Here is a 20,709-nt window from a genome sequence, read left to right on the forward strand (position 1 = left end):
TAAAACTGATTAGGCTTATATTCTTTAAAGAACTTGTTTGGATATTTTCTTAACTTTAATAGTTGAAACTGTAGTTACAACTATAGACATAACTCCAAACATAGTGCTAATTGATTCATGATGCGAGTGGGACTTATGGCAGCTATTGATGTACTCACTATGTAGCAGTCCTGTACTTAATGGACTGCTATAGAACCCGATAAAGAACATGCTCCACAAAATGCGAAGAATGCATACTTTCGCATATCAAGTACCAAATTTACTTTACCGGTACTTCAAAACATTCAATATAAACTAATAAAATTCTTCCAGACTTTTTTCTAATATTGTAGTAACTTTAGAAAATTAACTTTTAGCAATTTTAAAGTCAATACAAGCAATATGCCGAGTTTAATTTTATTAAAGGAGTTTTTTCTTTTGAAAAATTCAAACACATTTGAACTTCCATCAATTGTTTATGCAGAGGCATCTGTTCATTCAATAGGTGGAGAATCTGTATTTACAACATCGAAAAATATTACAAGTGAAACAGTTGAGAACTTCTATTCCGAGAAAAACAAAATAAAAAAAGCTGTAAAAAAACTAAAAGAGAATGGTTTTCAAGTGTTAACAATAGGAGAAACATCAATTTCAATTGCTGCTCCTCCTACAATTTTCGAGGAGGTTTTTCATACCAATATTGTTACAAAAGAACGTGAAGTACAAGGCATTACAGGAAAAACATCCACAACAATAATTGATTCAACAAATTCAAAGATGTTGGGTTTAATTGATACAAAGAATAGTGATTTAGCAGATGTTTTAGAGGGAGTTGCAATTAATGAAAAAGCATTTTTACATTCAACATCTACTAGTACAACCTTAGAACGTTTAGAAACACCTGGAAGGGTATCTCCCGATCCACCTAAAAAAATTACTATTATTTAGAACCTCCACATGATTTAGTTCAGCATCTTTTAGCAGAAAGAGCGCAACAATCTGGAATCACAGGAAAAGGAATAAAAGTTGTAATGGTTGATTCAGGATTCTATAGACATCCGTTTTTTACTAAAAGACAATATCACTTGAACCCTGTTATCCTTGGGCCTGAAGCATCTGAACCAATACATGATGAAACAGGGCATGGGACAGGTGAAGCTGTCAATGTATATTCATTAGCACCAGAAGTGGATTTTACAATGGTAAAAATGAACAAGTTTGTAACAATGGGTGCCTTCGAAACTGCAGTAGCACAAAACTCTGATATTATCACGTGTAGTTGGGGATTTCCTACACCTCCAAATGAGTTATCAGCTACACAAATATTATTTGCAGCTAAAATAGCAGATGCTGTAAGAAAAGGTATTACAGTTATATTTGCAAGCGGTAATACCCCTGGAGAATCTTTTCCTGGAATACATCCGGATATAATTTCTGTTGGAGGTGTTTTTGTAGCAAAGGATGGTTCTATGGAAGCAACACCATTTGCGAACGGTTATAAAAGTAAAATATATTCAGAACGTCAAGGCCCTGATATTTGTGGCTTATGTGGTCTCGAGCCTATAGCTGCTTATATAATGCTTCCAGTTGAACCAGGGGGGAAGTACGATGAACAAAGCGCTGGAAAAAACATCCACAAGGTGATCAAACGTCTTCTAGAGATGGCTGGGCAGCATTTAGTGGTACTTCAGCTGCAGCACCACAAATAGCTGGAATATGCGCATTATTAAAACAGGTAAATAAAAGGCTAACTCCTTTTCAAATTCGAGATGTTTTAAAGCAAACTGCACGAGATGTAATAAAAGGTCATTCCAAACAAAATAATCCTGCTCATCAAGGTCCGGATCTTGCAACAGGATTTGGTCTAGTAGATGCTTCTAGAGCAGTTGATGAAGCTGAGCATATAGCACACTTTTGAAAAGTTTAGTTGAGAATCTTGGGTTTACTCATTTTGAAACGGTAGATATAAGTAATCCATCAGGATTTATAGTTGCTATAGCTTTAAAACATCCAATAATATCAATAAATCCAGCTACAGCATCAGATTTCACTACATAAGAATTACCGGTTGAATAAGGTTTAAAGTTTAGCCGAATTCCAATAAAAACTATAGTAGCAGTTAGGAGGATACAATATGATTGAAAGTTTAATTTTGGTTGAAGGACCGGACATTAATATAGAAGCATTAAGAAGTATGTCTCTAGGAAATGCAAAACAATTGGTAATCGGAGTTACACCACCTGCTAGGGGAGTAATCCTGCATGTTGCTGCAATATCTTCTTACTTAGGGAATGCACTCCTTGAAATTTCACAAGTTCCAGGTGTTCAGAACATTTTAACCTTGACACTTGAGAATAATTAATGATTTCAAAAGTGAAGTAATTAGGCTTGTTTGATTAGTATTAATAGGATTTTCTTAAGAAACTACCTACGAACTCTTCAAATATACAGAAAAAATCACCGTAATAAGAGCAGGCTGGTCTTCGTACAAGTCTCTTATTGCGATTCAAATTCTATTATGCACTAACCGCCTTAAGGCTGGATTTTAAAAAAAACAGAGCAATCTGAGTAATTGATTTTGACAATATAGTGTCTAACGCTTGCTTTTTTAATACATATTCATAGTATTAAAATAATAAATTCCTGTCTTTTTACAATATAAAAGGACAGGAATTTAGAAATTAATTATATAGTGTAAAATGTTGAATTGTTCTTTTTATTTGCGGCAAAGTTATGGCGGCAGCTTTATGTGTAAAGTCACAAAATGTCAACAGAAACATAGGAACAGAATTCAATTGTTATAAGAATAGAGCGGTTTCCTTTAATGTACATCTCTATAGTTTTTCTTATATGCCTCAAAATTCCATATTTCAAGAAACTTTTGAGCAACCTGATAACTAGATTCATATAAAAATTCTTGATCACTTTCACTTAAAGAATATTGAATATTTGTAATAGATCCTGTTGGAATGAATATAGTCCTAACTTCTGATTGCTTTTCCACATGACCTATATTCTGAGCTTGACGCATTGTACGAACAATTGCTTTACCGAACCTAATTGTCCCATCAATTTTAGCGGGCGTATTTTTTATAATTCTCTAAGATAAGCGAAAACAAAATGTTAGCCACTGGGGTGAACATTCTTATCTATCGAATATGTAAACTGGATAATTATTAAAAATCCCTCCATAACTTTCAAATTGTCCTTATGTTGATGGGGAGGGGGTAATGTACTAATAACATTAAAATAAAGGTAAGCACAATTAGCTTACCTTTATTTTTCTCACTTAAACAAAGCAGTGATCACCTTGAATTATTTTTTTAAAGTTATATCAGCTGCATCACGAATTATACGAGCCTCAGGTGTTCTAATATTTTCACTTTCAGTAACAATATTAGGCGAGAAAAAGAGTGGATTGGTATCATAAAGTGAGTCTTTAAATTCAATACCTGTCAGTTGACTAATTGTATTTAAAGGTACTTGATATGTTTCAAGTGAAGTTAAGTCATTTAAACGTTCATCGTTCCAAAATTCATCTTGCTTCATAATAAAAGCTGCTGAACCTATTTTATTATCTACACCTATATAAAAAACAACCTTCCAAAAAGCAGCAGGTATTCTAATACCACAGCCTAATGGTTTCCCTACACCACAATACTCCCTATCACTATTCGCATTAATAGGTCCTGTAAAGACAGAAAGTTTTTTATTTAGGTGAGTAGGATGATCAAGTATCCAATTTTCCAAATTACTCCAAGCTCCTGTGTTAAAAACATGATGTTGTAACGAAATATTTGCCCATGAAAATGAATCGTAATTCGCTTGTTTTGCCTCTTCCTTGCTACCCCAACATACATCTCTTCTTCTGACAATATGGCCTCTATCCCATGGATTTTTTCGATATAGCTCGTTTCCTACTTGATATTCCATATCAATATTAGGAGCGAAATGAAAATCAACTCTTGGTACTTCTTTCATTCTATTTTGATCTATATTGTTGGCACCATAGATAGCAAATTTAAGCTTTTTATTTATTGTTAATGAAAAGTGAACAAAATTAAAAATTTCTCCGTTATTTAGAGAATCATCACTTGTTGTACCCGTTAGTCTTGGAAACGGTATTTCAAAATCATTGCCTAAAAACTTAGGGTCAAAACCTTTTACTCCTTGTGAATCCATAAAAATAATTCCTCCTAAATTATAATTGTGATTTTCTATAATACTTTTTATATCTTGCCCAATAAGTCTTTATAAATTACATGAGATTTATGTTTAATAGTGATAATAAAATAATCGTTTCTCTTTTCAAGAATTATCAAATTTAAATTTTTGAAAAATATATGAGGAAATCGGCAAAGAAGCGTTCTTGCTCATGTCGAGCATATAGATTGTGATAAGGTCACAGATACAGAAAAAATTGATGCATATTTACTACCAACACCAATAAATCTTTCATTATTGCCAAGAATTATGAAATGGATAAATTAAAATCAGTACATATAATTGCAAGTGTTAGTACAACTATATTTCAAAATGGTATAGCTGATTGCAAAATTGTTTCAAATGAAAGGATAGATAAAGGGAAACTTCGGTTTGTAGCAGACCATGATGAAACTATTTTTCTTCCCATTAAAAATATTCTACGTTTAGGGATGCAAGAGGGGGTGTTTCGAGAATTTTCCGAAACGGCCTTAAGGGTGATGGCGTTAACAATCAGGCATGCCATAGACGGATTTAGCCTCGAGCTAATGAGGAACCCCGATCTAAACGTTAAAGATTACACAAAAGAACTTATTACAATCTTTGAGCGGACAACTCAAAAGTAACATATCACCCTGATGAGGGGGAAGGTCATGATATTTTATGAGGTTATTTGTTTTTGCTGTAAAAGTGTATTTCGAGTAAATGAAGGAACTGAAAAATATAAAGAGCTTAGAAGCCTTATAGGTTGTGGTTTCTAAGCTCTTTTTTATTGTTCCCACTCAACAAAACCAAATTTTAACAGAAATGTAGATTTACCTATTATACTCCACTTCTGTTCTCTTACATGTCTTGAGTACAATAGATGTTTCTTTTTTCACTTCTAAATTCATATACTGAAAAACAATGTCATAAATCTAATAATGTGTTTCAAAATTCCTCATTAAAAAAAGGAGGTATTTCATGGCAGATGATACAAAGCTCACAGAGGACGGTGTTGAGCTAGAAACTTCTGTGGTGGATACAGCAGTGGCAGTAGCCGCGGCTTCTGGGCCCTATGGTGCTGCCATCTCAATAGGAATCAAAGCAGCCGTTTTCTTTGCAGAGGTTATAGGTTGGATGAAGGAAGAAGCAACGACGGAACAAGCATTGCAGTCAATACAAAATCAACTCAATGCTATTCAATTCATTCTTGAAAGAATTGAAGAAAGGCTAGATGAATTCGCTGTAGCGATTGCTATCACCGATAACCGAGCTACATTGCAACGATTGATGGATTATAGTGATAATGCAAAGAGACTCAGTTTGGATCTGTTAAACACTTCAGCTGACGACGTCATTACAACATCACGACTTGCCAATGAGGCCGGTATTTTAATTGATAAGTTCCTTCGAAGCGACTATGATATCTGGAAATGGACTGACGTAGAGGCGAGAAATGCTTTCAATCCACAAACTGGACAAATTAATAGAGAACTCTATCCAGCACAAGGAAAATTTAAGAACTTGCCAACACTTCCCGTATACAAGATGGCTGTACTGACCTGGCTTTCTGCACGCGAGAGGGTTGTGCAGAAAGGAGAGATTGGGCGGCTAGATGATGATTCAGGGCGAATTTCACGCCATTTATCTGCTGTCTCAGTCCGATCTGCACGTCCGAAATTTGATAAATATACCCAAATAGAGGATCCATATATTACGAGTATACCTCGCTCTATTGCTGAACACATAAAATGGAGAATTCGTGCATTTGTTATTTCTAGCAATAAATACCCAATAAACAATAAGTGCAATTTTTATTACGATGTTCAAAATTGGATGAACGGACAACGAAAACAAGGCGATTTTTTCGATCTTCAAATGGCAGATAACAATGTTATGTGCACGATTAATCCTGAAAACCTCGGATCACCTTCCCTAGAGCTTGGAGCTGAGATCGAAGCTGGTGGTGAACTATTACATGAGATATCTGAAACCCTTGAACACGTTGCCGCCACAGGATCACTAAAAAAACAGTTTATTGGTCAATTTCCTATCACAGAAGTCTACCCACCAGCTATTCTTTACGTAATTACACAAAACGAAGAACTCCATTGGTACCGTAATGAGGAGGCGAGCCGACCGGGTGGTTCAACAAATTGGCAAGGGCCTAATGGGATTGGTACCGGTTGGGGCGGATTTACCTCAGTTTTTTCTGGGGGCGGCGCTGCAATTTATGGTGTACAATCTAATGGTGATTTACTTTGGTATGGGCATGATGGCTACTTTGATGGCTCACCCCGTTGGAGAGGTCCTCGTACAGTTGGCTGGGGCTGGAATGGCTTCAAATCAATCTTTTCAGGTGGTGAATACGTTGTGTACGGAATCCAACCCAATGGTGATTTGCTTTGGTACCGACATCATGGTGCTGCAAATGGAGGCGACGTTACAACCTGGAGTGGGCAAATCAAAGTCGGAACTGGCTGGGCAAATTTCGTTAAAGTCTTTTCAGGTGGGTATGGAATTATTTACGCTATTCGAGAGGATGGTATACTCCTTAGATACAAGCATCTTGGCTATCTGACCGGTTCTCTGGACTGGGCACCCTACGAACAAATCGGAACTGGATGGAATGGGTTCCAGGATATCGTGGCTGCAGCGGATGGTGTTCTCTATGCCTTTACTCGCGATGGAAAGATACTTTGGTATCGTTATGGCGAAAGAAAAATTCCTTCTGCAGGAGGAGCTGGTGGAGGAACCGGAGTGGGGGCAGGAGGGCCAACCGCATGGTCAGTTATCACTGTATGGGAGGGGCCAATAGAAATTAAACGTAATCTTTCGGCTTTCCGAAAAGTGTTTGCGTTAATGGATGCTCCGTATCTAGGACCTAGATAATATCTATACGAGGCGTAGATCCAATGGAAGACAGAATGAAGAAAGCTCAAAAATCAAGACAACTTTCTGAACAAAAGTTTAGTAGCGCTTCAAGTACTTTAACTGAATTTGAAACAAAATTAAATAGTAATTAGAAATAAAAGAGAGAGTTTTTCTCTCTTTTTTTGCATTTCAGCAAACCTAATTGAATACGAAGTTAAAATCCAATTAAATTATATATTTATATTAGTAATAAAAGATATTCATGAAGTATCTACTTTCATGTCTAAAAAGTATCCGTTTTCATGTCCTTGTACAATACATCAAAAAGGGGAGATTAACTCTCATCTTTCATGTGTTCGTTAAATTCTCATTTAACGAACAGTTAAAAGTGAAAAGATATATGTTATAATTATACTATTCAAATCATGTATAGAGGTGGAAATTTTTGAAAGAAGACATTAGCATTAATCCTCAAGATTACTCGTATGCATTTAGATTTAGCAGATACGCCTGTTTTAAAGTACGAACTGGAACTTGTTCTTTACATTTAACTAATGCACAGTATCAAAAAACAAAAGAACGTGAAAAAAATAAAGATTTCGGTGCTGGATCAGTTGATTACTGTAGACTCTTAGCTTCTCATATGATTAAGGAAAATTGGTTTGAGAGGAATACTTTAATTAATGCAGATCACTACAAATGTGGACATGTAGCATTGGCTAGCGGTCAGCATCGGACTTGCATCGCAAAAACATTAAAGCGAGACAGCTTAACTTTAAATATATTTAAGTATAATGATTGTATATGTAACGTCTGTTCTTTTAAAAAAAGCGAAAGTCAAAAAACACCCTTTCAAAAATTAATAGATACATACAAGAAAAGGAAAAGAAAAAAATTCGCAAATCATAATTTTATAGATGATGAAGGCATTTATTATTATTAAAGCGCATTAAGGAGAAAATGTATGAATAATAACGTTCTATATGATATCACTACGTATGATTTAAAAGGTTTATGTACACATTTCAATATTGAAGAAGAGGATATTTTAGATTTTTTTAATGTAATTGCTTTAAAAGGAATTCAATCTAATGCAGAATCTTTTCTTAAATATTTTAAAATAGATAGTGCTAGAGTTTTAGAAAAAGAAATTTATCTTACTTCTCTCCACGTAACAACAGTAAATGATCAACTAGACTCAATAAAAAAGTTTGGACTAGTAAATCTGCAACAAGCTGTTACATTAGAAACACCCCTACAAAAATATCTATTAAAAAAAGATATATCGATAGATATTGAAAGGAAAACCATTGTATACAATGGACAAATAATTGATATAGGTAAAAGCTTTACTAGTATAAATGATAGTTTAGATTGGGTTATCTATAAGTTATTTATAGATTATGCAATAACTTCATTTTTTACAACTGACGATGCTACAAAATACCTCGGTAAAGTTCACGAGCGACCAGAATTTTTAAAAAATCTATCGAAATTATTAAATGCCCCTGAGATTAACGATGATTGGAAAGAAAAGCATTGTTGCTATGTACTAAAATTCCAATCACATTTAAGTAATTTTGATTGCATGAGCTTTGGAGGTGTCGAATCTAACAATCAAGAATTAGAAAAAAGGATTTGGATCATAGACAAAGTATTAGAAAATCAAAGGTATGGATATGAAGAAACCTGTTATTCTCATTTAAAAGGACCTGTATCAATCCCCTTCCGAGATATTAAAACCATTTATACACTCGATGAGTACAAAAACGCTTATCATGTAAAATAATTAGTGTTTACAATGAATATAAGTCAAACTGTTCGTTAAAAGTGTATTTAACGTAAACACTAATTTTAGGGATTTAAAACTGTTATTTAATATACCAGTTTAAACTCTAATTAAAGTAGAATTTAAACTATATATTTTTTATATAATAAATTTCGGAATTAAGTAAATTTATCATAGATTTTAAATCCTCTCTCTTATCAAGGGAAATAATAAAAGTTCAGCAATGCAAAATTGCTGAACTTTTATTATTTATTCTTTCCTATTCTGCCTAAACTATCTTTAATAGTTGTTTCCCCAAGTTGTGTATATAGCAAAGCTGTATCTTGACTGGTATGCCCAAGTTGCTGCATCACTTGTAATGAATCTTTTTCTTCCATATATAATTTATTTGCCAATGTATGTCTTAATTTATGAGGAGACATTCTTTTTCCATAGGCCTTAGTATATTTTTCTACTATATCTTGGATAGCTCTAACTGAAAGAGGTTGTGCAGTATGTTTATATTTCGATAAAAACACATTTTTCAATTCTTTCCCTGGAGCATATTTGTTATCTCTGATTTCCATATACTTTTCAAGATCATTCAATGCAATGGGGGTAATCCATACAGAATCTTCTTTGTTTCCTTTTCGGATTACATCAATCAGTCTTTCTTTTAAGTTTATATCTTCCATACGAAGATCGGCCAATTCGCTTACTCGAATACCACTACCAAGAAAGAGGGAGAGGATAGCTACATCACGATCTTTATCTCTTAGGAAATAGAACAACTGATGTTTTGTTAAAGATTTTTCATGTTCATATTTAATGTAATTCAAAAATTCTTGATCGTCATCATTATGGAATATTTTAGATCTCATACGTTTTGCACGAGCATTTAATGTTTCTTTATCTTTATGTATTTCTATTTTAGCCATTACATTTCTATAAAAATAACATTCTCCATCTTCATTCTCTGATAGGGAGGTAAGGTACTTAAATAAGGACTTTAAGGCTGAAATTTTTCTGTTAACAGAGGAATTCTGCATGTTTTGTTGTAATTTTAAGAATCTCATAAAGTTCTCAACATCTTTTTTCTTTAAATTCTCCAGATCAGAGAAGGATATGTCTTTAATAGGTTTTAATTCAATAATTTGTTCGGATAATAACCAATTAAAGAAGACTCTAAAATCATATACATAATTCAGTAGGGTGGAGGGAGAAGCATCATGCAATTCTTTGTACTCCACAAATTCTTCTATGTAAAAGGGCATTTCATTTAGATTCTCGTATAATTTTTTACGATGTACGGATTTTTGACGTTGCTTGCTGTAATCCATAAAAATCACCTCATATATACTATAACAGAAAAAATACACGAACACAAGTTCGCGTGAAATTCAATTTTTACACAAACTTATTTTACATAATTAAATTATGAAATACTAAAATATATTCAAAATTGAATGGTATAGTGTAGTTAGTCAAATAAAAATTATAGCTAACTAAGTGATAAATTTGTATTAGACCATAAAAATCCGTACAAAAACTACATATAAATGTATGTAAAATAAAACATATTTGATATATAAATTCATACAAAAAATCAATACATGAAAATAGTTTAAAAATCATCATCTAACATGAATTGGTTAATTTAATCATGATTATGAGGAGGTAATTAGATCAAAATAAGAAAAAATCCTATATAGTAAAAGGTAATTTACTATGTAATTTTTCAATGAATAGTTCAGCATTTAATGATGTCTATATAAAATATGAATTATATAGACACATACCAATACAATAAAATTCATGCAATTGAGCTCGAAATCCCTAAATACTGTATTAGATTTTTATTTATATATCTTATTGTTCGTAAAATTGGTATTTCGTGCGAAGTTGTGAGTATTTATTTTTCCACCTCTTTATAAAGGTATCATATACCTTACCTTTCATCAGTCTAAATATCTTTTAGTTTCAGATACATTCAGCTATACATTATTAATATTGATTAAATGGTCGCTTATAGGATATAGCCAGTGTATAACATTTTAATACAAATCAGTTAACTTTAAATCCTTAAGACTAAATAGATGGTGTATTTTACAAAATATAATTGTTGTGATGTCGAAATAGAGCATTTCCTTTAATTCTTTTTATTGTACTTGATTTAGCTGAGCATTCCGCTAAATATTATTTAAATGCAGATTTCAACATATAACTACTAAATTTCTCTTACTATCTCAATGACATAAGTATTCTTTTTATTTTGAGATTTATTCACTTGTTTTTTACAAATACCTATGAGATGTGTTATGTAAACTGATTATAAGTAAGTTATTGTAATGTATGCTTTTGGCTTCATGTAAGTGCGAATCTGTACATCCGCATTCGCACTTACATGATATATGCCAATTTGATTTATATAACTGTGCTCCAGTATATATCGTTTAATCTTTTAATCATCAACTGGGATTGTAATGGTGTTTGTGCCAGATGCGTATATACCCTATCTTTTAACACTCTCACTACTAATATTAACTAGATCAATACTTTATTTTTTCAGATTCATATATTCTTCTAAAGTTAGTTTTTCTTTATATATATTTTCAGCAATATCTCCTACGTAACGTACATGCCAAGGCTCATAAGCATATCCAGTAATATTCTCCTTACCTTTTGGGTAACGAATGATAAACCCTGCACGATGTGCGTTATCTTTTAGCCATTTGCCTTCCTTCGTATTTGCAAAGGATAGCTCTAGTTCATTGTTCGCACTTTTAGATGAAACATCCATTGTTAGCCCTGTTTGATGTTCGCTATGCCCTGGCTTTGCAGAGAAGCGATCCGTATGCTCTTGCCCATTTTTTTTAACATTGCTGGCATACAGACCTTTTTGATACTCATAGGAACGAAATCCTGAAACAGCATTCAACTGTATACCATCTTGCTTAGCTAAAAGAAATAGTTTTTCTAACGCTTCCGCTGCTTCTTTACGAAGATGACTCTTTTCTACCGTTCCACTAAATGAGAACGGTACATTTGGTACAACTAAATCCTCTGGCTTATAGTCTTCGGGTAAACCATATTCCTTATTTACTACAGCCTGTATACTAGCAAAAGAGCTTGCTATCTTTCTTGAAGTCACATTTTGCTTTCTATTTTTTTCATTATTTATGGAGTTTTCACTAGTTTCATGGTTTGTCTTATATGGTTCTTTACCAATAGATACATTAGTGTAAACGATAAAGATACCTAATATTACTACTATACAAGTTAAGGTTCCTACTAATTTAAATCTCATCATACATTTCCTTCCTGCAACGCCTACTGTTATTCATTCATCATACTGTAACCATGTCAAATCCATATTAATTCCCTGTGAACTTTTCTTCATAGCGTATTTCCTAATAGATTGATAGTATATCTTCCCGTACTTTTGACACCATTAAAATATCAGTTCTATTCATACGTGTAGAAAAATAATCTGAAATTTTTTATAATAAGATAAGAAGTGTAGCATTCTATTATAGAAAGGTCTTGGTATAATGCTAGGTATTGATGTAAAAAAAACAAAAGAAGAGTTAATAATTTCATGGCAATTGGCGGAGGTTACAATCCCATTACGTGAGGTGCTTGAGGTTACCGAAGATGCTACCTATGCGGGAGTTGAAGAACCAACTGCAATCCGTATTGGAACAGCATACGGGACAACTGACCGTATATTAATTAGAACTGTAAAACAAAATTATGTATTATTTACTACAAACAAAGTGTCGATTTTAAAAGCTATTCTCGCTTAAATATGGTCATATAAATAGACTCAAACAAAGTTCGAATAAAGCAAAGGAGAGAAGTCATAGAATAGACTCCTCTCCTTTATTTAATTGAAATGAATATTATAATCCATACTCATTTCAGTATAGCTTTTATAACCTAAGAACATCTTTCTTTTTTGATTATGATATTACTAATCAAATTAAGACCAAATCCACACATCATCATTATTTTGAGTGCTATTGTTTACCTCATGCACTTTTTCGTAATCCTCTCTATGATAAATAGACGCGCAATAATCAGCTTTTTCTTTAGAACTAGGTAGAACAAATCAAAGACCTTTAGTAAGTATGTCTTTGAATTCTTTCACCTTCTCGTCTATCATATTAGGAGTTGGAAACGCCTTGGCAATGACAAGTAATTCTTTTGCAATTTCATATGTCAATAAATCTAGCTGTTTCTTTTCTTCTTTATTTTTATTACGCAATGGCTGATACACATCATTATATTGAAGTGTATAATTTTGAATTCGTTTAGATGTTTCTATCAAATTTTCTTGTTTCGTTTGGACCATCAGTTCATGAATTTTATCACTGTACCCCACTATTTCGTCAAAAGAACGTGTAAAAGTCTTCTTTTTTTGATAAGGTTCTTCATAGCTAAAGGGATATCCACGCAACTTGAAATTATACAAAGACAACACAAACCATTCCATCTTTTGATTTAGCTCTTTATAAAACGTTTCACTCGCTTCTTCTTCTTTTGATTTTATATGTTCGAATCGTTCATCATTTTTCTTCATGTCTGTATGTGCTGACTTGAAAGAAAACGAATAGAAGTCTGTTTTGTCTTTGACCACTACTGATCCATAATCAAAACTACATTTAAAATCTCCGCAATCGAAACTGGTATTCAAAGTCTGATTATCAATTTCTTTTTTCCAATCTGTTAACACTTTTACTTTTTCGTTATGTGACAAGTTATGAAAAGTTTCATTCCCAGTTATAACAAAATTAAGATATTGCATATCCTCAAGCGTTTCTCTATTCTCATAAGATAAACTACGGTCAGAATATGGATGTAAACTAATCTTTTTATCATAGCTGCGCAATTCTTCTTCTATTTTCGAAGTATCCATCTTTGCGCAACCCGTAATCAATAATAAAGTAATAGCTACTATGTACAGTTTTACTTTCTTCATAGAACACCCCTGATTTCTTTATGATAAATATTATTTATATAAAATAATAAAACACTTATATGTATTCTGTTTCTACTGTCCATATTCCCCTATCCAAGCGTTTTTTGGCATCGTTTTCTTTTCTAATATTACGATATATAGTTAAATATCTGACTTGTGTTATAGTAAACTGGCGATATTTACGCACACTAATGCTGTAACTTATTATGTAAAGAGATCAAACGATGACAGAAGAGAAATATAAAAATTTCTTCATCGTATGCCTCCCTCTCTTCTTGTTTTTCTTCCCTTACATCATAACGAGATTGGAATCATTGTTTGAAAAACTATAGATTTCTATGATTTAGCCAAGGTTTATGTATAAAACCATTGATTAACTCCTCTACTCTTTCAAACAGAATTTTTATGATATGTATGCAGGAATCCCCCATACATGTACCGAAACCCCAATAGGGAAACATTCCACTAATTACCATTTCTATTTCATACCATTACATTTTGGAGGTTAAACAGGATGAAAAAGATGAAAAAAAAGAAGTTCCAAAAATCAGCACTTTCTTTTACCCTACTCTTTTCTTTAGGTGTTTCTTCTTTTCCGCTTACAACAACAATTCATGCGGATACACAAGTGACACAAACCGCAGAAAAGAAACCAGTCTCTTTAACGGAACGTACGTCTTTATTTTTTGACTATCTCCAGCAAGGTAAATATGCAGAGGCACTCCAGTTGACGTCTGCTGCTTTTCAATCAAAGTTTACGGCAAACATATTACAAAACTGGTGGACACAAAGTGGCGGGAGTATGATTACAAGCATGGGGACACCTGTTATTAAAGAACGAAACTTAGTCCACCAAACGGTTGAAATTCCAGGAGCTATCGAAGGAACTACTATTCCACTACTCCTTAAATTCACACCTGGTGGTAAAGTTGATGAAGTTGGCGTAAGGACGATGCAACAGAAATCTTATACCATCCCGCATCCTAGTTATGACCAACCTGATTCCTACCAAGAACGTGAAATCGTAATTGGAAATACTACATACCCGTTACCAGCCACATTAACGGTTCCAAAACATAAACCTGGCGAAAAAGTGCCTGTTGTTGTTCTTGTTCACGGTTCGGGTCCGCAAGATCGTGACAGTACAATTATGGGAGCTAAAATCTTTAGAGACCTTGCAGCCGGTCTTTCATCAAGCGGTATCGCAGTGTTACGTTACGAGAAACGTTCCTTAGAACACGGTTTTAAAATGAGTGCAGAACCTGCTACATTAGACCAAGATACTACAGATGATGCCATATATGCAGCGAAATCAGCAGCGCAGCAGGAAAGTATTGACCCAGGTAACATTTTCATTCTCGGACATAGCCAAGGAGCTGGCACCATGCCGCGTATACTAAGCAAAGCACCTTCATCACTTGTAAGAGGAAGTATTTTAATGGCACCTCCTGCACGTCCTTTTACTGACATGCTCCTTGATCAGTATCAGTACCTCGGGACACCTAAGGATTTTATTGATGAACTAAAAAAACAATTCGCTTATATTAAGGATCCTACTTTTGATCCAGATCACCCACCAGCTGGTTATAATTATCCTTCTCCACATTTCATGTATGATGTGACTCGTTGGCGTCCAGTTGAGGAAACGAAATCACGAAAAGAGCCATTACTGATTCTGCAAGGCGCACGTGATTATCAAGTAACTGTAAAAGACGATTTTACGAGATGGCAAGAAGGGCTTTCAAGCCGCAGTAATGTTCAGTTCAAAGAATATCCGAAATTGAATCACATCTTCACGGAGGGCGACGGGGAATTCAGTCACCCTAGTGAATACGAAGTCCCTTCTAATGTTCCTGCGTATGTCATCCAGGACATCGTTACATGGGTCAATGAGACAAAGAAATAAGAAAACAACAAAAGCCATCATGCAATCATCATTTCGTGATGGCTTTTGTGATATTAAAACATGTTATATCAGAAATTAATCGTTTCTATGAATTGATATTTTTACAGCGCTTATTTGCTTTATATCTTGCTATTCCTAGTCCGTCAGTACAAGAATACAAAATTTATTTCGATATGTAATAATGCATATTATTTCTCTTGGATGTTATGATATACTCTGTTTGTGAGCTGATACAATATTTCTTTAGATTGGAAAACTAAAACCTCATTAACCCAAGTTGGGGGCGCCATTTGGCGTCTTTTTTTAGTTTTGCTCCATAGGCATTTAGCTTAGATATTGAAGTAACCCCAAAACAAAAAATAAGCTGCCCATTCGGAAAACTTATGTACATCATTTTCGAATGCGGGAGTTCCATCTTTCAAAACTAACCTATTAAATAGGGTTAGATGTATAAACTATATTAGCATCGGAATATTCTCGACTTGGGGTTACCGTAAATGCTTTCTCCTAATCATCCATATCGATAAATGACTTACTTCTGATCAATTTGCCTTTGTTGTTCTTCGTTTAAAAGGAGCTAGTTTTACATACGATAAAGCACTAAAAAACTGTGCACAAAAACCTGCATGGTAACAAGTTTTTGGCACAGTTCTATTATTTAATCCCTTTCATAAGTACCTGAATCTTTGGAGCCATGAAATATAAAATAACACTTAAAACAATGGATACTCCGCCAATTACACCGAAATAAATAATCTCTGTTTCAGGATTATATAATCGCACAAGCTGCGCATTGATAGCTTGTGCAGATGCACTCGTTAAAAACCATAGACTCATTGTTTGAGCAGAGAACGCTGCTGGTGCTAGTTTTGTAGTTATAGATAAACCTACAGGTGATAAACAAAGTTCCCCGATTACGACTAGAAGGAAACTAATGACTAACCAAATTGGGCTAACAAGGGATTCGGTACCATGGATATATGCAGGAATAATCATCACTAAGAATGATAAACCAGCAAATAATAAACCGATAGCAAATTTATTTGCTGTACTTGGTTGGCGTGAATTCAGCTTTACCCAAAGCCAAGCAAATACTGGTGCTAGTAAAACAATATAAATAGGGTTTAATGATTGGAACCATGAAGATTGAACCTCCAATCCTGCAAAGTTTAACTGCGTACGTTGATCAGCATAACTAGCTAAGATGATTGCTCCCTGCTCTTGAATCGCCCAAAACATTGTAGCAGCGATAAATAATGGTATGTAAGCAATTAAGCGAGATTTTTCAACTTCTGTCGTCTTTGGACTACGGTACATAAAGACAAAGTAGCCTGTTGGAATTAGAATACCTAAGATACTTACAAGTAAAGTAAATCGATCAATCGTTAAAATACCTGTTGGAATTGTTAACACACAAACTAGTGCAATTGCGATAATACCAATACTAAACTGTATAAGGACCTTTTTTCTTTCCTTGTCTGTTAAAGGATTTGGTACTTGCGTTCCTGCTAATCCTAGATTTTTCTTTTTCGTAAGAACATACATAATTAATCCAAATAGCATGCCAATTGCAGCCACACCAAAACCTAAGTGAAAGTTATACTTTTGACCGAGTGTTCCAATCACAAACGGAGATAATAGTGCTCCTAAATTAATACCCATATAGAAAATACTGAAACCTGAATCACGACGAGTATCTGTTTCACTATATAAATCACCAACAATACTAGATACATTCGGTTTTAATAACCCTGTTCCAAGTACTAAAAATACCATTGAGATAAATAGTGTACTAACCGTTCCTGGTAGAGCTAATATGAGATGACCGATCATTATTAAAACGCCACCCCAAAATATTGTTCTACTTGAACCTAATAGGCGGTCAGCAATCCACCCACCAATAATGCCTGACATGTAAACTAACGAACCATAGATAGCCATAATGGATGCAGCTGTGGCATGATCCATCCCTAAGCCACCTTTTGAAATGGAATAGTACATATAGTAAAGTAATATTGCTCTCATTCCGTAGTAAGAAAATCGCTCCCAAAATTCTGTAAAGAATAAAGTAAATAGTCCTTTGGGATGTCCAAAGAAACCATTTTGCGGAACGGTGCGAATAATATTGCTTTTGTTAAGCTTCTCCATAAAATACACTCCTAATATACAGATATAATGATTCTAATTAAGTATATAACAAAAAATAGAAAATTTAAATAAATATTAATTCGTTAAATGATTAGATTTTTTAGAAAAAACTAAATTATATATTGTTTTTAATGTTGATTTCATTTAAATTATATAATATAGATATAATAATTCGAATGTTAATACTGTATAAATATAAATACAAATGTAGGAGGATTTACATATTGTCAATGAAAGTCATTACCATAGAAGATATTTATCAAGAAATATTGGATGGAAAACGGAAACGATTCCCTCCGAATACTTGGAAAGAAGATATGGATAATAAGCTCGCCCGCAGAGTAATCACATATTTATTACACAATATCTTAAAATGGGATAAGGAAGATATCAGAAAAAAATGGAACACTCAATTACTTGTAAAGTATAAATTACGAGGATTACTTAAACATAGATACGAAAATAGCCCTTTTAAAGCAATAAATGATTTATACCCAAGTGAGTTTAAAGAATGGGAGTTTGGTATGACTCCTTTAAATTTTTGGACGAAAGAAAAGGCATTAACGATTTTGAGATGGATGATTGAAGAAAAAAAAGGTTTATCGAACGAAAAGCTCCTACGCCTATACGGCAAAAAATGGTTGGAGAAAAACAAACTTAGTGCCCCTCTGGCTATGTACTGGAATAGTAGTCCGTTTGCAATGATTAACGATTTGTACCCTAATCGTTTTAAAGAATGGGAATTTCTCATGACGCCCAATAACTTCTGGACAAAAGAAAAAGCATTAGAAGCATTGAAATGGACTATTGAAGAAAAAGAAAAATTATCGCCCGAACAAATACTGGATGTATACAGTATAAAATGGCTAAAGACTCACAGATTAGCGTCTCCATGTCAATTAATGTGGGGAAATAGTCCATTTAAAATGATAAACGACTTATATCCAGGTCGCTTTAAAGAATGGGAATTTAAAGTTACACCAGTTGGCTTTTGGTCCAAATGTAAAGCACTAGAAGCATTAAGATGGACCATTGAAGAGAAAGAAAAACTGGATGAAAAACAGCTATTAAACGTATTTAATCAACGATGGCTCATAAAACAAAAATTACGGACACCCTTACAACGCTATTGGAAAGGAAGCCCCTACGGGATGCTTATTGCTTTATATCCAAATCGTTTTTCTAAAGGTATGTTAAAAGGGTATTTTAATAATTAAAGTGGAAATGTAAGTATGCAGAGACGCCCTTTGGTGTCTCTTTTTGAAATCCTATGTAAGTACATTCTTATGTGCCTATCGCTTTATTTATTGAAGAAAGTGAACCTGTTATATTATTTCCCAATACATCTCGTCAAAGCCATACCAAGAAACCCAGCGCCCATCCCTATCAGCCACCCAGCTTGGGCGCTCCCAAACATAGATCCCACTCCCGCGCCAAGAAACGTACAGCCCACGAATACTAACGTTCGGTCGTTCCATACTTCATCCCCACCCTGTCTTTACAACATATGCTATATGCAAGCTAAACTTTCTAGCTTATGAACTGTTCATTTTCTCGACTATAAATATATGTTTCATATCCATTACTTACAGGTCCAAATGTCCTTTTTACATCAATTCTTCACTTAACTTCATTGGTTACTTTTTTCATCTCATAGGAGATTATTTCTCAACACATAACACATGGAATAACATTACCATTAATGGTAATATAAAGGTATCTTCAGTTGTTAACTGTTGTTCCCTTTTTGAAAGTCCTGTCAAAATACAGGACTTTTTAAATTTACTTCCTACTAAATTGGCTTTTTCGTTCATATCCTTTCACCTTTACATTGGACAATTAAACGATATTGGTGGAGATTCATCAGATTTTAAGTTCCTCTTTTCTTATTAAACTACATGCTTAAATATGTGGTTTTCAACTTAGATTCGAATAACAAAATGTTCACTTTTTCGATACATTTATGAAACATTCTTATAATATATTAATTATATTCTTTTTATAAATCGTATCGTTCAGTAGAAAAGTCCTAGTCCCCTCTAGGACTTTTTCTTTGCTTTTAGGACTCTTACTCAATTGAAGGGTCATTTTTTTGTTCAAATAAAATATCTATATAGAGATAACGACATTCAACTAAGTATTTGATAAATTCCGAAGAGGATATGCTGAAAAATAACGACTGTATATCCTTTTCATTAGTTTCTCTACCTGATAAACCTTACAAATTTGTAATACTATTGTCACCTTAATTGATAGTAAATTGGTTAATGTTGGTTTATTATACAGACTATTGACCATATTTAACGAATTTCCCGAAAGAATTCTCCTTCCTCAAGCGTGTGAAGGGCGTAGCCCAACGGTAGGTGGGAGATGAATTTCGGTTTGGCGTAGCCAAAAGGTTTTCCTTTTTATTTTGCCTCTGATATAAGCAGTCTTATAAATTATAAAGGCTGGTATATAAATGAAATTAGATAGTAATAACCATTCAGTATTCTTGTTATATTATCACCTTGTGTTGGTCGTGAAATACAGAAGAAATGTGTTTGATGATGATATGTCAGACTATGCAAAAGATATGTTTGTTCGACTATCTGAAAACTATAACATCACATTAGTTGAATGGAATCATGATGTAGACCATGTTCATATTTTGTTCAAGGCACACCCTAATACAGAAATGACAAAATTCATCAATGCTTATAAAAGTGCAAGTTCTCGACTTATTAAAAGAGACTTTCCACAAGTGAAAAAGAAACTTTGGAAAGAGATGTTTTGGGCAAGAAGCTTTTGCTTGCTAACTACTGGTGGTTCGCCAATAGACGTAGTAAAAACATATATTGAAAATCAAAGTGAAAAGTGAGGTGAAAT

At 33.7% G+C, this 20,709-nt stretch carries 17 protein-coding genes and 1 pseudogene; 12 read left to right on the forward strand and 6 right to left on the reverse strand.

Annotation, left to right across the window (positions count from 1 at the left end; genetic code table 11):
• Window positions 1-417: 417 nt before the first annotated feature.
• The 4 genes from BUA87_RS31940 (at window position 418) to BUA87_RS20990 (ending at window position 2,341) form a co-directional block, all read left to right on the forward strand.
• Window positions 418-927, forward strand: coding sequence for a hypothetical protein (locus BUA87_RS31940; RefSeq protein ID WP_255285304.1), 510 nt, complete (start codon window positions 418-420; stop codon window positions 925-927).
• Between the two features lie 83 nt (window positions 928-1,010).
• Window positions 1,011-1,688: a S8 family serine peptidase gene (locus BUA87_RS31945; protein WP_255285303.1), complete on the forward strand. Its 678-nt coding sequence runs from the start codon at window positions 1,011-1,013 to the stop codon at window positions 1,686-1,688.
• Window positions 1,685-1,897 carry a hypothetical protein gene (locus BUA87_RS31950; protein WP_338141385.1) on the forward strand — a complete coding sequence of 71 codons (213 nt, stop codon included), beginning with the start codon at window positions 1,685-1,687 and terminating at the stop codon, window positions 1,895-1,897. The genes BUA87_RS31945 and BUA87_RS31950 overlap by 4 nt, the downstream gene beginning before the upstream one ends.
• Window positions 1,898-2,113: 216 nt before the next feature.
• Window positions 2,114-2,341 carry a hypothetical protein gene (locus BUA87_RS20990; protein ID WP_072940661.1) on the forward strand — a complete coding sequence of 76 codons (228 nt, stop codon included), beginning with the start codon at window positions 2,114-2,116 and terminating at the stop codon, window positions 2,339-2,341.
• 953 nt (window positions 2,342-3,294) lie between these two features.
• On the opposite strand, the gene BUA87_RS21000 is transcribed toward BUA87_RS20990, so the two are convergent.
• Complete coding sequence (locus BUA87_RS21000) at window positions 3,295-4,161, reverse strand: DNA/RNA non-specific endonuclease (RefSeq protein ID WP_072940667.1); 867 nt, start codon at window positions 4,159-4,161, stop codon at window positions 3,295-3,297.
• 371 nt (window positions 4,162-4,532) lie between these two features.
• On the opposite strand from BUA87_RS21000, the pseudogene BUA87_RS21005 reads away from it, so the two are divergent.
• The 4 genes and pseudogenes from BUA87_RS21005 to BUA87_RS21025 all read left to right on the forward strand — a co-directional run.
• Window positions 4,533-4,808: pseudogene (locus BUA87_RS21005) on the forward strand (TetR/AcrR family transcriptional regulator); the annotation flags it as partial.
• A 337-nt stretch (window positions 4,809-5,145) separates the two neighbouring features.
• Complete coding sequence (locus BUA87_RS21010; RefSeq protein ID WP_072940674.1) at window positions 5,146-7,056, forward strand: tachylectin-related carbohydrate-binding protein; 1,911 nt, start codon at window positions 5,146-5,148, stop codon at window positions 7,054-7,056.
• Window positions 7,057-7,483: 427 nt separating this feature from the next.
• The gene (locus BUA87_RS21020) at window positions 7,484-7,981 is read left to right on the forward strand and encodes a hypothetical protein (RefSeq protein WP_240527546.1); all 498 of its coding nucleotides are present in this window, start codon (window positions 7,484-7,486) and stop codon (window positions 7,979-7,981) included.
• A gap of 21 nt (window positions 7,982-8,002) precedes the next feature.
• Complete coding sequence (locus BUA87_RS21025; protein ID WP_072940677.1) at window positions 8,003-8,827, forward strand: hypothetical protein; 825 nt, start codon at window positions 8,003-8,005, stop codon at window positions 8,825-8,827.
• A 245-nt stretch (window positions 8,828-9,072) separates the two neighbouring features.
• Here BUA87_RS21025 and xerS read toward each other — a convergent pair whose 3' ends face one another.
• Both xerS and BUA87_RS21035 read right to left on the reverse strand, forming a co-directional pair.
• The gene (xerS, locus tag BUA87_RS21030) at window positions 9,073-10,146 is read right to left on the reverse strand and encodes a tyrosine recombinase XerS (RefSeq protein ID WP_072940681.1); all 1,074 of its coding nucleotides are present in this window, start codon (window positions 10,144-10,146) and stop codon (window positions 9,073-9,075) included.
• A gap of 1,217 nt (window positions 10,147-11,363) precedes the next feature.
• Window positions 11,364-12,113: a M15 family metallopeptidase gene (locus BUA87_RS21035; RefSeq protein ID WP_033657586.1), complete on the reverse strand. Its 750-nt coding sequence runs from the start codon at window positions 12,111-12,113 to the stop codon at window positions 11,364-11,366.
• A 244-nt stretch (window positions 12,114-12,357) separates the two neighbouring features.
• Here BUA87_RS21035 and BUA87_RS21040 point away from each other — a divergent pair, with 244 nt between their 5' ends.
• Window positions 12,358-12,612 carry a SunI/YnzG family protein gene (locus BUA87_RS21040; protein ID WP_000900587.1) on the forward strand — a complete coding sequence of 85 codons (255 nt, stop codon included), beginning with the start codon at window positions 12,358-12,360 and terminating at the stop codon, window positions 12,610-12,612.
• 305 nt (window positions 12,613-12,917) lie between these two features.
• On the opposite strand, the gene BUA87_RS21045 is transcribed toward BUA87_RS21040, so the two are convergent.
• Window positions 12,918-13,787, reverse strand: coding sequence for a hypothetical protein (locus BUA87_RS21045; RefSeq protein WP_000756235.1), 870 nt, complete (start codon window positions 13,785-13,787; stop codon window positions 12,918-12,920).
• A gap of 523 nt (window positions 13,788-14,310) precedes the next feature.
• Between BUA87_RS21045 and BUA87_RS21050 the strand changes: the two genes are divergently transcribed.
• Window positions 14,311-15,693 carry an alpha/beta hydrolase family protein gene (locus BUA87_RS21050; RefSeq protein WP_072940809.1) on the forward strand — a complete coding sequence of 461 codons (1,383 nt, stop codon included), beginning with the start codon at window positions 14,311-14,313 and terminating at the stop codon, window positions 15,691-15,693.
• A 654-nt stretch (window positions 15,694-16,347) separates the two neighbouring features.
• Here the strand turns inward: BUA87_RS21050 and BUA87_RS21055 are convergent.
• Window positions 16,348-17,841 carry a peptide MFS transporter gene (locus BUA87_RS21055; protein WP_072940684.1) on the reverse strand — a complete coding sequence of 498 codons (1,494 nt, stop codon included), beginning with the start codon at window positions 17,839-17,841 and terminating at the stop codon, window positions 16,348-16,350.
• Window positions 17,842-18,065: 224 nt separating this feature from the next.
• Here BUA87_RS21055 and BUA87_RS21060 point away from each other — a divergent pair, with 224 nt between their 5' ends.
• Complete coding sequence (locus tag BUA87_RS21060) at window positions 18,066-19,058, forward strand: DUF4046 domain-containing protein (protein ID WP_072940687.1); 993 nt, start codon at window positions 18,066-18,068, stop codon at window positions 19,056-19,058.
• A gap of 444 nt (window positions 19,059-19,502) precedes the next feature.
• On the opposite strand, the gene BUA87_RS31415 is transcribed toward BUA87_RS21060, so the two are convergent.
• The gene (locus BUA87_RS31415; RefSeq protein ID WP_157405095.1) at window positions 19,503-19,655 is read right to left on the reverse strand and encodes a hypothetical protein; all 153 of its coding nucleotides are present in this window, start codon (window positions 19,653-19,655) and stop codon (window positions 19,503-19,505) included.
• Between the two features lie 647 nt (window positions 19,656-20,302).
• On the opposite strand from BUA87_RS31415, the gene tnpA reads away from it, so the two are divergent.
• On the forward strand, window positions 20,303-20,701 hold the full coding sequence (gene tnpA / locus BUA87_RS21070; protein WP_009327546.1) for an IS200/IS605 family transposase: 399 nt from the start codon (window positions 20,303-20,305) through the stop codon (window positions 20,699-20,701).
• Window positions 20,702-20,709 lie beyond the last annotated feature (8 nt).

This window comes from Bacillus sp. bc15, assembly GCF_900142585.1.
Lineage (GTDB): Bacteria > Bacillota > Bacilli > Bacillales > Bacillaceae_G > Bacillus_A > Bacillus_A cereus.

Coding starts and splice junctions, on each gene's coding strand:
- BUA87_RS21045 (WP_000756235.1), bottom strand. CDS start 13,787: ATGAAGAAAGTAAAACTGTACATAGTAGCTATTACTTTATTATTGATT.
- BUA87_RS21010 (WP_072940674.1), top strand. CDS start 5,146: ATGGCAGATGATACAAAGCTCACAGAGGACGGTGTTGAGCTAGAAACT.
- BUA87_RS21040 (WP_000900587.1), top strand. CDS start 12,358: ATGCTAGGTATTGATGTAAAAAAAACAAAAGAAGAGTTAATAATTTCA.
- BUA87_RS20990 (WP_072940661.1), top strand. CDS start 2,114: ATGATTGAAAGTTTAATTTTGGTTGAAGGACCGGACATTAATATAGAA.
- BUA87_RS21050 (WP_072940809.1), top strand. CDS start 14,311: ATGAAAAAAAAGAAGTTCCAAAAATCAGCACTTTCTTTTACCCTACTC.
- xerS (WP_072940681.1), bottom strand. CDS start 10,146: ATGGATTACAGCAAGCAACGTCAAAAATCCGTACATCGTAAAAAATTA.
- BUA87_RS21025 (WP_072940677.1), top strand. CDS start 8,003: ATGAATAATAACGTTCTATATGATATCACTACGTATGATTTAAAAGGT.
- BUA87_RS31945 (WP_255285303.1), top strand. CDS start 1,011: ATGGTTGATTCAGGATTCTATAGACATCCGTTTTTTACTAAAAGACAA.
- BUA87_RS21055 (WP_072940684.1), bottom strand. CDS start 17,841: ATGGAGAAGCTTAACAAAAGCAATATTATTCGCACCGTTCCGCAAAAT.
- BUA87_RS31415 (WP_157405095.1), bottom strand. CDS start 19,655: ATGAACGAAAAAGCCAATTTAGTAGGAAGTAAATTTAAAAAGTCCTGT.
- BUA87_RS21000 (WP_072940667.1), bottom strand. CDS start 4,161: ATGGATTCACAAGGAGTAAAAGGTTTTGACCCTAAGTTTTTAGGCAAT.
- tnpA (WP_009327546.1), top strand. CDS start 20,303: ATGAAATTAGATAGTAATAACCATTCAGTATTCTTGTTATATTATCAC.
- BUA87_RS21035 (WP_033657586.1), bottom strand. CDS start 12,113: ATGAGATTTAAATTAGTAGGAACCTTAACTTGTATAGTAGTAATATTA.